The sequence below is a fragment of the Providencia sp. PROV272 genome, assembly GCF_049901975.1.
Taxonomy (GTDB): domain Bacteria; phylum Pseudomonadota; class Gammaproteobacteria; order Enterobacterales; family Enterobacteriaceae; genus Providencia; species Providencia stuartii.
The window spans coordinates 2,694,518-2,711,124 of record NZ_CP096291.1; the positions used below are offsets into that span (position 1 = coordinate 2,694,518).

At 42.5% G+C, this 16,607-nt stretch carries 15 protein-coding genes; 9 read left to right on the forward strand and 6 right to left on the reverse strand.

Annotated elements, in window-relative coordinates; genetic code table 11:
* Positions 1-38: 38 nt before the first annotated feature.
* Positions 39-722: a two-component response regulator DpiA gene (dpiA, locus tag M1E93_RS12435; protein ID WP_004918761.1), complete on the reverse strand. Its 684-nt coding sequence runs from the start codon at positions 720-722 to the stop codon at positions 39-41.
* The gene (gene dpiB, locus M1E93_RS12440) at positions 715-2,352 is read right to left on the reverse strand and encodes a sensor histidine kinase DpiB (protein WP_014658097.1); all 1,638 of its coding nucleotides are present in this window, start codon (positions 2,350-2,352) and stop codon (positions 715-717) included. Before dpiB ends, dpiA begins: the two co-directional genes overlap by 8 nt.
* A gap of 371 nt (positions 2,353-2,723) precedes the next feature.
* On the opposite strand from dpiB, the gene citC reads away from it, so the two are divergent.
* The 8 genes from citC (at position 2,724) to M1E93_RS12480 (ending at position 10,865) form a co-directional block, all read left to right on the forward strand.
* Positions 2,724-3,800, forward strand: coding sequence for a [citrate (pro-3S)-lyase] ligase (gene citC / locus M1E93_RS12445; RefSeq protein ID WP_036943776.1), 1,077 nt, complete (start codon positions 2,724-2,726; stop codon positions 3,798-3,800).
* A complete protein-coding gene (gene citD / locus M1E93_RS12450; RefSeq protein WP_004918755.1) occupies positions 3,797-4,093 on the forward strand; it encodes a citrate lyase acyl carrier protein in 297 nt (98 codons plus the stop codon). Before citC ends, citD begins: the two co-directional genes overlap by 4 nt.
* The gene (citE, locus tag M1E93_RS12455; RefSeq protein ID WP_004918754.1) at positions 4,093-4,989 is read left to right on the forward strand and encodes a citrate (pro-3S)-lyase subunit beta; all 897 of its coding nucleotides are present in this window, start codon (positions 4,093-4,095) and stop codon (positions 4,987-4,989) included. The genes citD and citE overlap by 1 nt, the downstream gene beginning before the upstream one ends.
* A gap of 10 nt (positions 4,990-4,999) precedes the next feature.
* A complete protein-coding gene (gene citF / locus M1E93_RS12460) occupies positions 5,000-6,526 on the forward strand; it encodes a citrate lyase subunit alpha (protein ID WP_004918753.1) in 1,527 nt (508 codons plus the stop codon).
* Between the two features lie 4 nt (positions 6,527-6,530).
* Positions 6,531-7,076 (forward strand): citrate lyase holo-[acyl-carrier protein] synthase, encoded by a 546-nt coding sequence (gene citX / locus M1E93_RS12465; RefSeq protein WP_004918752.1) that lies wholly within the window; start codon positions 6,531-6,533, stop codon positions 7,074-7,076.
* Positions 7,057-7,962: a triphosphoribosyl-dephospho-CoA synthase CitG gene (gene citG / locus M1E93_RS12470; protein ID WP_014658094.1), complete on the forward strand. Its 906-nt coding sequence runs from the start codon at positions 7,057-7,059 to the stop codon at positions 7,960-7,962. The genes citX and citG overlap by 20 nt, the downstream gene beginning before the upstream one ends.
* Before the next feature lie 236 nt (positions 7,963-8,198).
* Positions 8,199-9,632 (forward strand): anion permease, encoded by a 1,434-nt coding sequence (locus M1E93_RS12475; protein ID WP_004918749.1) that lies wholly within the window; start codon positions 8,199-8,201, stop codon positions 9,630-9,632.
* A gap of 177 nt (positions 9,633-9,809) precedes the next feature.
* Positions 9,810-10,865, forward strand: coding sequence for a 4-oxalomesaconate tautomerase (locus M1E93_RS12480; RefSeq protein WP_036943769.1), 1,056 nt, complete (start codon positions 9,810-9,812; stop codon positions 10,863-10,865).
* A 56-nt stretch (positions 10,866-10,921) separates the two neighbouring features.
* Here the strand turns inward: M1E93_RS12480 and M1E93_RS12485 are convergent, their stop codons facing one another.
* The 3 genes from M1E93_RS12485 to M1E93_RS12495 form a co-directional block, all read right to left on the reverse strand.
* Positions 10,922-12,049 (reverse strand): AAA family ATPase, encoded by a 1,128-nt coding sequence (locus M1E93_RS12485; protein ID WP_163762067.1) that lies wholly within the window; start codon positions 12,047-12,049, stop codon positions 10,922-10,924.
* Positions 12,046-12,756 carry an RNA ligase family protein gene (locus M1E93_RS12490; RefSeq protein ID WP_197709082.1) on the reverse strand — a complete coding sequence of 237 codons (711 nt, stop codon included), beginning with the start codon at positions 12,754-12,756 and terminating at the stop codon, positions 12,046-12,048. Before M1E93_RS12490 ends, M1E93_RS12485 begins: the two co-directional genes overlap by 4 nt.
* A 371-nt stretch (positions 12,757-13,127) precedes the next feature.
* Entirely contained in the window at positions 13,128-14,444 is a 1,317-nt protein-coding gene (locus tag M1E93_RS12495) for a CitMHS family transporter (RefSeq protein WP_014658090.1), read from the reverse strand.
* A 596-nt stretch (positions 14,445-15,040) separates the two neighbouring features.
* Here M1E93_RS12495 and M1E93_RS12500 point away from each other — a divergent pair.
* Entirely contained in the window at positions 15,041-16,135 is a 1,095-nt protein-coding gene (locus M1E93_RS12500) for an NADH:flavin oxidoreductase/NADH oxidase (protein ID WP_040133020.1), read from the forward strand.
* Between the two features lie 48 nt (positions 16,136-16,183).
* Here M1E93_RS12500 and M1E93_RS12505 read toward each other — a convergent pair whose 3' ends face one another.
* Positions 16,184-16,504, reverse strand: coding sequence for a hypothetical protein (locus tag M1E93_RS12505; RefSeq protein ID WP_004918736.1), 321 nt, complete (start codon positions 16,502-16,504; stop codon positions 16,184-16,186).
* Between the last annotated feature and the right edge of the window lie 103 nt (positions 16,505-16,607).

Genomic DNA, 16,607 nt, shown 5'->3' on the forward strand with positions numbered 1-16,607 from the left:
GCTGTTTGTTTATGCAGACTTCATGATGTTATTACCCGCTATTTTTGAACGGCACGGTAGATTCGTTGAGGCCGCCCTACTTTGCCGTACTCAATTTCCGCTTCGATTTTATGTTGAGCTAAGCAGTACTCTAAATAACGGCGTGCCGTTGTACGGCTCAGTTTAATTGTTTCTGCAATTGTCTCGGCGGTATATTCCGCATCGGGTTGTGCAAAAAGTGAGAGCACTTTTTCGAGTGTCAACGCATCAATCCCTGTTGGTAGTTCCTCTTTGGCCTCCCCCCGTGCATAAGTATTAAACATATCGTCGATTTGGCTTTGATTTGTTTTGCTCCCTGCCTGTAACACTGATTTACGTTGAATATAGCGATCGAGTGTTTGCCCTAAGCGCTCATAAGCAATAGGCTTCACCAAATAATCGAACACACCTAAGCGGATAGCTTCTGAGACAGTTTCCATATCGCTCGCCGCCGTGGTAAATACGATATCGGCGTTGTTTCTTTCTTGGATCAATTCATGAACCAGATCAATGCCTTTACCGTCAGGCAAATAGTTATCGAGTAAGATGAGATCAGGCTTCATATATTCAATCATTTTTCTGGCCTGAGCCAAATCACCTGCAACCCAAACTTTATCGCAAGCGGGATAGGATTTTATATACTCACCGTGCATTTCTGCTAATAAGAGTTCATCTTCCACAATGAGGATTTTTATCTTAATCATTTTGCATCTTCACTTTCGGAATAAAAATTGAGAATAGAGTACCATGTGGTTGATTATCTTCAATTATAACCACACCATCACACCTTTTGACATACGAAGCCACAAGATACAAGCCAATGCCGTGCCCATCGACTGACTCCGTTTTTGTTGTCATACCTCTTTCAAACCACCTCTCTTTCATTTCAGCAGGGAAACCACAGCCCTGATCCGCGACTTCGATCACAAACTCGCTCCCTTCATCAGAAAGGTACAACTCAACCTGCTTATTACCCTCATTATTTTTCAAGCTTGCTTCAAACGCATTGTCCAGAAGATTCCCCAAAATGGCACAAAATTCTGTACTGCTAAGTAACGGCGGTAACGAACTCAATTGGCACCCTTCTATAAATACCAATTGCACCCCAAGCTCTCTGGCACGGTGATATTTACCAAACAGTAACCCAGCGACTTGCTTATCGGCAAATTGCTTGCGTAATGAATCAATCAACTGCTGTTGTGACTCAGATTCCCCTTTGATCATCGCTAGTGCTTGATCATATTCCTTCATTTGTAGAAGGCCGCTCAGCGTTGACATCCAATTAAGGTGTTCATGACGCAAAGAGCGCAAATTCTCAACGTATTGACGTACTTGTGTCAATTGGGAATTGAGAGATTCAATATCATTTTGGCTACGAAAGCTAATGACCGCGCCAATTAAGTGATTTTCATCGTGTAATGCAATGCGGTTTGCAATCACATTTAACCCATTGAAGGAACAAATGACATCATGTTGTGTGGTAGAGATATCATTAATAAAAAATGTTGCCGGCGTCACTAACTCACTGATAGCGCGCCCAACCAAATGGTTAGATGGTTCACTTAGGGAGAGCATTTTGCGTGCGTTGTGATTGATATTAATGATGCGCCCTTCACAATCAACGGCAATCACCCCTTCGAAAACGGCTTCAAAGATCCCTTTTTGCATAACCACCATTTGCGCGATCTGCTCAGGCTCCATCCCCAGCATTTGCCGTTGGATCAACCGAGTAAAGGCCCATGACAAAAAAAGCAAGATGACCAAAACCCCAAAAAAGGTGGCTCCCGTTTGTACAAATAATTCACTACGGGAAGTTTCAATTTTATTGGTGAGGTACCCGATAGACACCACCCCAATCACCTTATTATTTTCATCAAATATCGGCGTTTTTGCGCGTACAGCATTCCCTATAGACCCTTCTCCGTCAATAAAATAGCTTTCACCTCGTTCCAACGCACCGGGTTTATTCCACTGCATTTTAAAGCCAACCTTTTCTTGGTTTGGGTGATATAAGCGCATCGAATTTTCATCCCCTATCACCACATAATCATAATCTGAATCTTGATTTAGTTGATCTGCAATCACTTTGAGGCTTTGAATGTCTTTGGTTTTGACGGATTGGACGATACCTTCCATTGATGCAATTAGCTTCGCCTGGCTCATGGCAAGAGAGCGAATATTGGCCATTAAACGGTTTTCTGCCGTGTCGGTGAAATACTTGCCTAGGCTAAAAGTCAATACGACAGAAACGAGTAATAGCAAAAAGAACACCCGCACTGAAAAGGATATCGATTTATTTTTTCTAAATAGAGAACGTTGATGCTCTTTTGCCATGAGATACCCTATGTTACCTACTGAAAAGTAAAAATATTGTTACACGAAAAGCAAGCCAATAACACACACTAGACTCGATTTAGCGAGCAAATAAACACCATATTAATAATTAAATCCATTAAAACCAAGCAATAAAAAACATATCCCATAATAAAGTGCATAAAAACCATTAAACAAATACAAACTCCTTTTAGAAACATGAAACAGGTCAAATATAATAATGCTATAAGCATTAATATTAATATCGAAAAGGATAATTAAATAAAAAGCTAATGAGTTATTTATTAAATTAATATTAAGAGTTTTATTTAATTAACTTTAACATTAGTAACAACTTAAAAACATCTCTATATGAGATGCAGGATACTAATATGTTCGAAAACATAACGTTTCACCAAGTAAAACGTCATGAGAACAGGAAACTAGCTGAAATTGCTCAGTTTTTAAAAGAGAACGACCTCGATATTGATTCAAGCATTGACGTTTTTATTACAATTACGCGCAATGATAAATTAATTGCATGTGGTGGCCTCGCTAAAAATGTTATTAAATGTGTGGCTATCAGTGATCATGTTCGTGGTGAAGGTCTTGCATTAAAATTAGCCACTGAATTAGTTAACCTTGCCTACGAAAATAATACAACCCATCTCTTCATTTATACTAAAACTCAAAACGAAAGTTTATTTCAACAATGTGGATTCCATACTTTGGCTACTGTGCCAAATATCATGGTATTAATGGAAAATAGTTGTTGTTACTTAAAACGCTATATTAAAAACTTAAAAAACTACCGTAAAGAAGGCAAAAAAATAGGTGCTATCGTGATGAATGCCAATCCATTCACTCTGGGTCACCGCTATTTAATCGAAAAAGCCGCTCAGTCTTGTGATTGGCTACATTTATTTGTCGTCAAAGAAGATACCTCACGGTTCCCTTATAGCGTTCGCTTAGCACTGATTGAAGCTGGCACCAAAGGAATTGAAAATCTCACTATCCACAAAGGCTCTGAATACATCATCTCAAGAGCGACTTTTCCCTGCTATTTCATCAAGGACAAAGCCGTTGTTGATAATTGTTATACCGAAATCGATATCAAAATTTTCCGTCAATATATTGCACCAGCACTGGGGATCACACACCGTTTTGTGGGCACTGAGCCTTTTTGCAAAGTCACTAATCAATATAACGAAGACATGCGCTATTGGCTCGAAACTCGCACGCTTAGTTATCCACCTATTGAGCTGGTTGAATTTCCGCGAATGGTCTATGACGGCACGGCGGTATCCGCCTCACAAGTTCGTAGACTGCTTGCTAAAAAAGATCTTGCGGCGATCAAGCCGATTGTTCCCGAGGCAACCTATCGCTATTTAGAGGATATGTTAGCTTCCCGTTCAACATCGGCCCCTCACCGTATCGAAAATTCTGAATTAGTCACAGGTGAACTATGAAAATACTCCACGCAGCGGTTGCAGGCACGCTTGAATCAAGCGATGTCATGGTACGAATAGAACCCTTAGAAGACACGCAGGAAGTTTCAATACAAATCAGCAGTAGTGTTGAGAAACAGTTTGGTGATGCGATTGAAAAAATTGTCCTTGAATTGATTGAACAACATGAAATTGAAGGCGCTCAAATCATTATTGATGATAAGGGTGCCCTTGAATGTGTTCTTAGAGCGCGCCTAGAAGCCTTGCTTGCAAGAGCATGTGATATCACTGCATTGCCTTGGGAGGACAAATAATGACACCGGAAAGAAAAACTCGGACGCGTAGAAGCATGCTGTTTGTCCCCGGCTCTAATGCCGCAATGCTGAGTAACTCATTTATTTACAAAGCCGATGCGTTGATGTTCGACCTTGAAGACTCCGTCGCCTTGCGCGAAAAAGATACGGCTCGTCGTTTGGTCTATCATGCGCTACAACACCCTTTATATCAGGATGTTGAAACCATTGTTCGTGTCAATGCACTGGATTCCGCTTTCGGCGTCGCAGACTTAGAAGCCGTTGTTCGCGGTGGTGCTGATATTGTGCGTTTACCCAAAACAGATACAGCACAAGATGTTATTGATATCGAAAATGAAATTTTACGTATTGAGAAAAGCTGTGGTCGCGAACCTGGTAGCACCGGTTTACTTGCTGCTATTGAATCACCGATGGGGATCACACAGGCAGTCAACATTGCTCACTCATCACCCCGACTTATTGGCATCGCATTAGGTGCCGAGGACTATGTCCGCAATTTGCGTACCGAGCGGTCTCCAGACGGTATTGAACTCCTCTATGCTCGGTGCGCCATTTTACAAGCTGCACGCTCAGCCGGTATTCAAGCATTTGATACCGTGTACTCTGACGCCAATAATGAAGAAGGTTTCTTAAAAGAAGCCGCACACATTAAGCAACTTGGTTTTGATGGCAAATCCTTAATTAATCCTCGTCAAATCGAACTCCTTCATAACCTTTATGCGCCGACACAAAAAGAAGTGGATCACGCCCAACGCGTTGTTGATGCCGCCAATGCCGCGGAACAAGAAGGCCGTGGTGTGGTTTCACTGAACGGAAAAATGGTTGATGGCCCTGTCATTGACCGAGCACGCTTAGTGCTTTCACGAGCGGCATTATCAGGTATTCGAGAAGAGTGAGGCATTGAAAATGACAACGATAACACAGCGCCAGGCACGCGTATCAGCCTATTTTGACCATATAACTGACGATGCCCCTCGTCAATTTAAAGATATTGGCAAAGTACAACAACAAGTTCAAAAACCCCGCAATCGCAAACTGTGTGATGATTTGCAAGTCGCCATCCGCCGTTCAGGTTTAAAAGATGGCATGACCATTTCATTCCACCATGCTTTTCGTGGCGGTGATTTGACCATCAACCTTGTCATGCAAGTGATTGCAGAGATGGGATTCCGTAATCTCACTCTGGCTTCTAGCTCGTTGAGTGCTTGCCATTCCCCATTAGTAGAACATATTCGCCATGGTGTTATCCGCAAAATTTACACATCTGGTATTCGTGGGCCATTAGCAGAAGCCATTTCCCGTGGTGAATTAGCTGAACCAGTACAAATTCACTCGCATGGTGGGCGAGCTAACCTGATCCATAGCGGCGAACTGAATATCGATGTGGCTTTTATTGGTGTTCCATCTTGTGATGAATACGGTAATGCCAATGGCTATACCGGTGAAGCTTGTTGCGGTTCATTAGGTTATGCAAAAATTGATGCCGAAACGGCAAATAAAGTCGTGATGCTAACCGAAGAGTTACTCCCTTATCCACATAACCCTGCTAGCATCAAACAAGATGAAGTCGATTATATCGTCAAAGTAGCGCGTGTGGGGGATGCCGACAAAATCGGTGCCGATGCAACTCGTATGACCTCTAATCCGCGTGAATTACTGATTGCGCGAACAGCCGCAGACGTCATCGAAAAATCAGGCTACTTTAAAGAAGGTTTTTCACTACAAACGGGGACTGGCGGTGCTTCACTTGCCGTCACTCGTTTCCTTGAAGACAAAATGCGTCGCCATAACATCTGTGCAGGTTTTGCATTAGGGGGTATCACATCCACGATTGTTGATCTGCATGAAAAAGGCTTTATTCGCAAGTTAATTGATGTGCAGAGTTTTGACCGTGCTGCGGCAATGTCACTCGCCCGCAACCCGAATCACATCGAAATCAGCGCCAATCAATACGCTTGCTTTGACTCGAAAGGGGCCTCTGTTGATATGCTTGACGTTGTTGTACTCAGCGCCCTCGAAATTGATACACGCTTTAATGTCAACGTGTTAACTGGCTCAGATGGCGTGATCCGCGGTGCATCTGGCGGTCACAGTGATACCGCGGTTGCATCAAAACTGTCAATCATTGTTGCACCTTTAGTACGTGGTCGCATTCCAACTTTAGTCGATGAAGTGATCACTTGTGTTACCCCCGGCTCTAGCGTCGATATTCTCGTCACTGACCATGGTATTGCCGTCAACCCTGCCCGTCCTGAGCTAAAACAGCAATTGGAAAGTCAGGGCATAAAAACGGTCTCCATTGATTGGTTACGCGAACGAGCTGAACTGTTAACGGGTAAACCTAATCCGATTGAATTTACAGACAAAGTCGTGGCAGTAGTTCGTTATCGCGATGGCTCTGTAATTGATGTCGTGCATCAGGTTAAGGAGTAACACCATGTTTTACCCACTGCCTGATACGATAGAGCAACCTGAAATTTCTTTATCTGAATTGTTGGCAAGCCGTGATGTTCGTCAGGCTCGGCAACAACAATGGATTGGTCTCCATCAGGTAACCCTGATTTCATTTACTGTCGTTTTTCCTGGACCTGTTAAAGATAATCATCTTGTCAGGCAAATCTTTAATCAGGGATTAAATGCGCTTAAACAGGTGGCTCAATGCAGGCAGTGGGTACTTTTAGCACAACAATCTTTCGCTTTACCAACAGGCCCTGAATGTTTCGTGGCAGTCGATGCCGATGCCATTGAGGTTAAAACTGCCTTAATTGAAGCAGAAGAGTTATCAGCGGTCGGTCGCCTGTGGGATTTTGATGTCTTTGATGCACAAGGACGGCAATATTCGCGCTCTGAGCTGCAACTTCCTCCTAGACGCTGCTTAATCTGCGAAAAAGAAGCTAAGATCTGTGCGCGAGAGCGTGCTCATTCATTAAGTGAAATTATTCATCAGATAGAGGTGCTAGCCAATGCGTCCAATCACGATTGAGCAAACAGAGCAACTCACACAAGAGATCGTGCACTACTACAGCCAACTCGGCTGGCAAGCCATGATGGCAGAAGTCAATTTAACCCCCAAACCAGGGTTAGTTGATAAATTCAATACTGGCGCTCATAAAGACATGGCGCTGACCGATTTTCATCTTAGTGCTCATGCTATTGCACAACATTTTCCTGACTTTTTACTGGCAGGCGCCAAATATAAGCAGTACCCCATCGAGCAAGTTTTGACGCTTATTCGCCCTATTGGTATAGCTTGTGAAAAGTCGATGTTCCAATCCACCAAAGGGGTTAATACCCATAAAGGATCAATATTTTCTCTTGGATTACTACTAACCGTTATTGGTCGCCAATTAGCACTGCATGAACCCGTTTCAGCCATGAGTATCAGTAATGGGGTATCACAAATGTGCCGAGGCATTACCGCGGAACTAAAACATAAAACGAGCCGTCCTACAGCAGGCCAGCGGTTATATCAATCTTTCGGTTTGACAGGCGCGCGCGGTGAAGCTGAAAGTGGTTATCAATTAGTCGTCAATTTATCGCTCCCCTACTATTTAAAACAACTTGTTGAAGGTAAACCACAAGAACTCGCATTACTTGAAACGTTAATCCTATTAATGGCGAACAATGATGATACCAATGTTGCCAATCGTGGTGGATTGGAAGGGTTAGCATGGTTAAAAACACAAGCGCAAACTTTACTCGACCAAGGTGGATTAACAACCTCTGCTGATTTAGAAAAAATTAAATCATTCGATAATCAATGTATCGCAAAAAATTTAAGTCCTGGAGGAAGTGCTGATTTACTTATTTTAACGTGGTTTTTATCTCGGTTACCTTATTCAAAAGACAGGATCCATTTTACTCATTAATAAAAAATAAATTTAAATCAACATAGGAAAATTAAAAATCATTTTAATAAAGATATGTTAATTAAATATTGATTATTAGTTTAACGAATTTATAACTTATTTGGTATTGAAGAAGAGATTGACACTCTTCAACGAATCTCTGCATGCCAAATTTGTCATTAAACAAATTCATAATATTAAAGTTCATAAAATTTAATATTAATTAAGTTTAGTATTAATATTAAGGAAACTGGCCTATGCAAAAAGATAAAATATGGAAGCTATTTATTCTAATAGCGATTCCCATAATCATATCGCTTATTCCCACGCCGGAGGGGCTACCCCATATTGCTTGGTTACTATTTGGTCTCTACTTAGCCGCTATCGTCGGGCTGGTACTAAAACCTTATTCTGAACCTGTAATATTGTTAGCCACCATTGCTGCAAGTGCGACGATCATCGGTGTGACTGGCACTAAAGATGTCAAAGTGAGCGAGGTCTTAAGTGGTTATGCTTCGGGTACAACATGGTTAGTCTTTGCAGCGTTTACACTCAGTGCTGCTTTCGTGATCACTGGGTTAGGTAAACGACTTTCCTATGTTTTAATTGGTAAATTAGGTAGTACGACATTAGGTCTTGGCTATGTGACTGCCATCCTTGACTTAATTATCGCGCCTGCAACCCCCTCCAATACCGCGCGTGCTGGTGGGATTGTTTTCCCTATCATTAACAGTGTGGCTGTGGCTCTGGGTTCAGATCCCGAAAAAAGCCCTCGAAAAGCAGGTCACTACCTTTTAGTGAACGTTTATATGGTGACAAAAACCACCAGCTATATGTTCCTAACAGCTATGGCTCCGAATGCGTTAGCACTGGCGATGATGAGCGATATTATGGGCATTAGTTTGAGTTGGGGAGGCTGGGCGCTTGCAGCCGCAGTTCCGGGTCTTATCATGCTCATTTTAACGCCATTCATTATCTATAAGCTTTATCCACCTGAGTTAAAAAAGGTCAACAACAAAGAGATCGCCGCAAAAGGTTTAGAAGAGCTTGGCCCCATGACGGTAAGAGAAAAGCTGTTGAGTATTGTGTTCCTATTAGCTTTAGCGGGTTGGATCTTTGCCGATAAAATTGGTGTCAGTGCTTCCACTGTTGCGATTTGTGTTATGGCTTTGACATTAATTCTGGGCGTTGTGACTTGGGATGATGTGCTAAAAAATAAAGGTGGCTGGAATACCTTGATTTGGTACGGCGGTATCATCGGGATGTCTGGTGTACTGACAAAAGCTGGCTTTTTCGAATGGTTAGCCAATGTTATGGGTCAACACCTCTCATTCGGTGATCAAACCATGCTCGCCTTCTTTGTGATTATGTTTATCAGTGTTGCGATACGTTACCTCTTCGCGTCTGGCGGTGCTTATGTCGCTGCAATGGTGCCTGTGTTTGCAACTGTCGGTATGGTTGCGGGTGCACCACCAATGCTGCTAGCCCTCGGTCTACTCTTCTCGAATGCTTACGGTGGCAGCTTAACCCACTACGGAGGCGCGGCAGCACCAATCGTCTTCGGTGCTGGCTACAACGATATTCGTTCTTGGTGGATTATAGGTGGTATCGTTGCATTCTTAAGTTTACTGGTACATATGACAATTGGTTTAGGCTGGTGGGAAATATTAATCAGCTCCGGTTTAATTTAGAAAATAATAATCTGAATACAAATTAAATTAACAATGGGATCTGAGCTTATGAGATCCCATTTAAATATTAAATGTCCTCTTCCTATTATTTTGCTGTGCTACCGGCAGCGATTGTTTTTATTTCATGCCATCAACAGCATAAATAATAAATGAGCAATACTCTAAATAGGAAAATACATGAAAAAAATACCTTGTATGTTGATGCGTGGCGGCACATCTAAAGGCGTATTTTTATTAGCAGATGACCTACCAAAGAATATCCAAGAGCGCGATGAACTCATATTAGCTATTATGGGATCGGGCCACGCACTGCAAATTGATGGTATTGGTGGTGGTAGCCCTCAAACCAGTAAAGTGGCAATCATTAGCCGCTCCCCCCACCCTGATGCCGACATTGATTATTTATTTGCTCAAGTTTCAGTGACGGAACGTATTGTTGATACCGCGCCTAATTGTGGCAATATTCTCTGTGCCGTTGGCGCTTACGCCATCGAAAAAGGGTTAATGCCTATAACAGGTGATGAAACAACAATCCGAATTCGTAATATCAATACGAATACCTTCGTCAACGCCACAGTACAAACACCAAATGGTCATATTGTTTATGAAGGTGATACCACCATTGCAAGCGTTCCTGGTCATGCTGCCCCTATCGCCCTCACATTTTTAAATGCGTGTGGTACAAAAACTGGAAAACTACTCCCCACGGGCCATGCCATTGATACTTTCGATGGCGTCGAAGTCAGTTGTATCGATATGGCGATGCCAGTTGTGCTCATTGACGCCCCTCAATTAAACAAAACGGGTTATGAGAGCGCGGCTCAACTTGAAGCGGATAAGGCGTTTATGCAGCGCCTAGAGAGCATTCGCCGCCAAGCTGGCCTTGCGATGGGATTAGGTGATGTCAGCCAAAAAGTGATCCCCAAGCCTGTTCTGGTTTCCCCTGCAATTCATGGTGGAACGGTTAACGTTCGCTATTTTATGCCTCATAAGTGTCACGGTGCATTAGCTGTTACAGGCGCTATTGCAATAGCGACAGGCACCATCTTAGAAAATAGCGTCATCAAGCGTTATTTAACAAAAAATGTCGATATGCAACATATCTCGATTGAACACCTCAGTGGTCATTTTGATGTTTCGCTCAATCAGCAAGGCGACTTCCCAGAAGGGTTACAAGCTTCCATTATTCGAACGGCGCGAAAGCTATTTTCCGGGGATGTGTATGTTCCTTAATCGGTTATCTCTCTGACACATGACGCCTATCTATTATAGGCGTCACCTTTCTCTAACTAGTGTGACTGAAATTCCCCTTGGATCACATAAGAAACTTGATGAGCCTCATCAGGTGTTGGCAATTCTAATTTACTTGCCATACGCTCCATTACCTTTTCTGGCACGGCGTAGTCACGTTGACGATTTTGTTGTTGCCACTGCTTGTAGGGAACTTCCAAATAAATAAGGTGGATTTTCGCCTGATAGCGGGCAAACAAACCGATCATACTGGCTCTTAATGACGCACTCAGTGAAGTTGCATTCCAAATAAAGTCCTTTTTTGCACGTAACAAGACTTTCGCCTGCTCCTTCGCTTGTTGAGCGACCCAACCTTGCGCATTTTTATCGGCAGGATCGATTTTATGCGCGCGACGAATTTCATCAAGGCAGACCACTTCCCATTGCGGATAATGCTGAGCAATAAAGTGATCTTTTCCCATTCCCGGCAAGCCACACAGCATAACCACTTCACTTCCTTGCTCCTCAAAAGGCTCGTAATCCGTAGTGCCACGCTGGTGATGAAAATAATGGAAACGCCCAACCGCCGAAGCAAAAGCTTTTGGTTGCGTCCAACACCCCTGTTCGCGACAAAATAGCTCAAATATTTCAATGCGAGACAAGAGTTCCGACTGATCTTGGCATATGCGCCCCAATACGTCCGCCTTTGCTAATAAACACAGCAGTGACATATCAACACGTAAAGAAGCAGCAAATAGCGCCCGCTCAGGGTCGACTTTTTCCATCAACCATAAAGGTAAGCCATGATAGCGAACTAAAGCGGCGATTTGTTCACGTATCGCAAACGGGGTTTCAACCTCTCGATAAAGAATGCGTCGAGCAGATAATTCACCTTTTTTCGCATGACCAGGGGAGATAATACGCCCGTTTTCATCTTCTCGTGTTGTCGTACGCTTTTCAACATCATGCAGCAGTGCTGCTGCCCAAACGATATTTTGCTGTAAAACAGGGAGTTGTTGGTATTCAGGTAATGCTTCGAGTGCTGCTAAAACCATTTGTGTATGTGTTGCCACATCACCTTCGGCATGATGCAGCGCATCTTGCGGTACGCCTCGCATATCACGCACAAAATCAAATTGCGCCTCTAGCTGTGACCATGCGCGTTGTTCAGTCAATTGCCAACTCATACTTCCCCCTTTTGGCGTTCGAACGCTAACTTCGCTCGCTGCCAATGTCTTTTCCAATGAATATCGGTTTTAACATGGTTTTTTCGCACATATTTAAAGACATGCTGCATAAAATCAGCGACCAAAAAACGGCGGCTATCGCGAGTCACAATGCCTTCCATACTACAAGGTTGCTGAGTAAACGTATCACAAGCCCCAAAAAGGCTATCTTGTGAAGCGGCCTCACTAAGCTGAGCCGCATAAGCCTGTGGCCCAAGTTGCCTATCAATCTTGAGGGTTAGCTCCGGCACTGTTGGAAAATCAAATAGAGCGGCATAAAACTTCACCTCTTCCCAGCTAAGCCAATAGTCACCTTGTCGCGCGGCAAAAACATAGAAGTAATCTTCAATATGTTGATATTCAATAGAGTGTATCGCATAGAGGTTTTCGCCAAACAGTTCGATATCCCCTAAATCGTTTTTAATTAACTGCCAGCGCTGGCGGATCTGTTGGCTCCATGCTGACTGTGTTGGCGCAGCATGCGAGCGAGCAAAAACCCCATATTGGCTTAAGCAATTATTTTCACCATCGAGTTTTTCGGTATGTACCAGTTGTTCAATATTCTGAATGTGCGACCACCAATCGCTATTGATACGATCATCACTGGTGGTGCCAGGTGAGAACGGATAGTGATACGTTCTACCATACTTTCTTGATTGCATATTCATCATGCTTTCTCTACAGAAATAGGAAAAACAACAAATCCTTTAGCAAGATTTGCCTCTGTGTTGTGTGAGAAATCAAGAGTTGGTATTACATATCTCTTCCGCGGAACGGCCTCGTTATGGGGTGTTACTTATTCAAAAGTAACAAATTCATTTAAAAACAGGCCGATTCTAGCCTAACTGTCAAGTAAAAGGCTATCAATTTAATCTGAATCTATGACGGTAATGGAGTGGCTTTCATCGCGTATCAGCCCACTTTCACTTTTACTGTGTCGCGCTGTTCAGCTCCTTTCCCTCAATTTTAAACGTTAAAAATGACAATGTGCCCCTTATCTTAAGGGGCACACCGATGCATTAAAGGGCTAACCTGTGGCTTAATATAAGCCGAGTACAGCACCTACCGCTAAGGTGAAGAAGCTAAACAGCCAAATCCAACCGAATGAATAGCGCAGATGGCGCCCCATATCAATTCCAGCAAGCCCCATTGCCAACCATGCAGCTGGTGAGAATGGGCTAACAAATGTTCCGGCGTTATTACCAATTGCCATTGCATATACGACCGAAGAGGGGTCTACACCAGCCGTTTCAGCGATTTGCTGAATAATAGGTAGCAGAGCAAAGTAATACGCATCGGTACTGGTGAAAATATCCATCGGTACGCCGAGGATGCCAACAAAGATATGGATTTTAGAGACCCATTCTGTTGGTAATATTGCCGTTAAATCTTCAGCGATCGATTTTAGCATTCCCCCATCCGACAAAATACCGAGGAAAGCACCCGCAGCAAGAATAATCGCGACCATGCCTAACGCTTGTGGGGCATGTTCAGAGAGAACCTTCATTTGATCTTTCGGATTAGGAAAATTAACCAGCAAGGCGATTGATAACGCAATCATAAACACATAAGGCGCCGATAACAGTCCAAATGCCAGACAAATAATAGAAGCGACAATTAACCCACCGTTAATCCATGGCTTTTGTGGCTTGTTTATTTGTTCATTCACATCCGCTATTTGCTCATTAGCAGGCAATAAAGAGTCCATCAGATACGGACTTGTGCCTTTAAGTGCAGCAGCGGCAATACGGCGTTTCTCACGTAAACCCATAATTACTGCGAATACCACAGCACCAGCCATACCGATGATCTGCACAGGGATCAAGCTTTGCCATAACGTTGCGGCATCAATGCCTGTCACCGCAGAAGCACGGCCTAATGGGCCACCCCATGGCACCATGTTCATAATCCCCATACTGGCGCACATCAATAACAACATTAAATAAGGGCTCATGCCGAGCTGGCGATATAAAGGCAGCAGTGCTGGAATAATAATCAGGAATGTCGCGGCACCAGAGCCATCTAAATGCACGACACCCGCAATTAGTGTGGTCATCACACACACAATGATCACATTGCCTCGCGTCATTTTGACCATCAAACGGATAAGAGGATCAAAAATATGCAAATCTTTCATCAAACTAAAGAATAAAATAGCGAACAGGAACATCGCCGCCACTTTAGAGACTTTATTAATACCGCTTTCAAAAAAAGCTGAAATTTCAGGGATTGAATACCCTGCAATCAGGGCGCCAATAAAAGGAATACAAGACATTGCAATGATAGGGCTAACTTTTCCCATCATAAGCAAGGTGACGATGGAAAGAATGATCAATATACCGATAATTGTTAACACATTGAGTTCCTTATTAGAATTATATTTTTAAGGTGAAAATTAAATACACTTAAACGAGTATTAATTTATTCCATTGTATATTTTCAATGTTGCGATATGCATTTTGAATATACGGTAAATACACATCTATCTCCCTGACCTTATATAAATCAAAATTAATTTTCGCAAGAGCTAGATCATTTTTTTGCTGAATAACAACCTAAAAATTAGCTATAAAAATCAGCATTTAAGATAAAAATTTAGAGCAAAACGCTATTAGCACCATTAAAACCATTAATTAAAATTAATACCAATATTAATTGTTTTTTATTTACTTAATTGCTAAGCTGGCGATTATAAGAGGGTAATTATTTTTAATTATCAAACTAGTTTATGTTTTCTATTTTTTTTTAGTGTTTTATTTTCACAATGAGGAGAAACAGACAGAAAATTATACTTTTTCACATAGTTCTCAAATTTATACTTATCTACTTGCATTATTCTGTGACTAATAGAATTGAGCTTTAACTGTAAAAAACCACATGAACAGCACAAAATGATACTGAACTTACTTGTATCATGGATAAATTAATCATGATCACTAAGGAACAAGACAGATGAGCTTCCTATTTTCCCCCGCAGCTTTGGGGCAAATTTCCCTAAAAAACAGGATCATTGTTCCACCGATGTGCCAATATTCCGCCATCGACGGCATGCCAACCGCTTGGCATCATTCACACTATATGAATCTCGCGCTTTCAGGGGCATCGTTAGTTATTGTCGAAGCTAGCGCAGTCACCCCCGCTGGGCGTATCACCTATAAAGATCTCGGTATCTGGAATGATGAACAGGCAACCGCCCTAAAAAACATGTTAGCAGATATCAGGCAATTTGCTGATGCACGCTTAGGTATTCAAATCGCTCATGCAGGTAGAAAAGCCTCAACAGATCTCCCTTGGCTGGGTGGTCAGAGCCTCTCTAAACAAGAACAAAATGGCTGGGAAACGGTCTCTGCGTCAAACTTGCCTTTTGGTCATTCACACCCGCCAAGAGAACTGAGCAAACAAGAGATCCACGACATCCAACAACAATTTGTCGATGCGGCTAAACGTGCAGAATATGCGGGATTTGATGTTATTGAAATCCATGCAGCCCACGGTTATTTATTGCATCAATTTTTATCGCCAATCGCGAACCAGCGCCAAGATGAATATGGGGGCAATTTTAAAAACCGCAGTCGTCTATTAATCGATGTATTTCGTGCGGTTAGAGATGCAGTTAATCCCAATATTGCTGTTGGCGTTCGAATTTCTGCAACCGACTGGGTTAGTGGTGGATGGGGGGTTCCTGAATCCATTGAACTTACTGAACAACTCGAAGAACTAGGCTGTGATTATATACACGTCTCGTCAGGGGGGTTATCGTCTGAGCAGCAGATCCCTATTAGCCCCAATTACCAAGTGCCACTCGCTCAAGCTATTCATGAGCATACAATGATGCCGGTGATTGCCGTCGGCCTTATTACTGAGCCTAATCAAGCCGAAGCGATAATCGCTACTGGGCAAGCGGATTTTGTATCAATCGGTCGAGGGATACTTTTTAACCCTCGTTGGCCTTGGCATGCGGCAGCACAACTAGGGCAAAATATCAGTGTTGCACCACAATATTTACGCAGTGCGCCTTATCAATATAAAAAGTTATTTAGCGCATAATAATAGTCACAGCGGTAACAAGACACTTACCGCTGTGATATATCTTAATTAACGCTCAGCTTTTGTACACTGATTAACAAATTCAACCATTGATTTTTGAAAATCAGCTTCTGCTGTTGCTGATTTCGCTAATTCACCTTCAATACGTTTATATTCTTTCAAACCGTATTTTTCGATTGTTTTGTCATATGCACAGGCACAAATTGCGCTAATAGCATCTGCGGTTTCACCGGCTGGACTCCCAGACGCTTTCACACAATCACTCACAAAAACTTTTTTAGATTCAGCGATTTCGGCTTTATCGTCCGAGCATGCTGCTAATAATGTCATAATGCCTGCCATACCCAAAATTAATGCGATCTTTTTCATCTTTAGCCTATTATAAATTTAGTTTGCATTACTATTAATCTAAAAAATTTAAATAAGAGAGTCATATTTAGATTAATTACCCATACCTTTCTCATGTAAATAA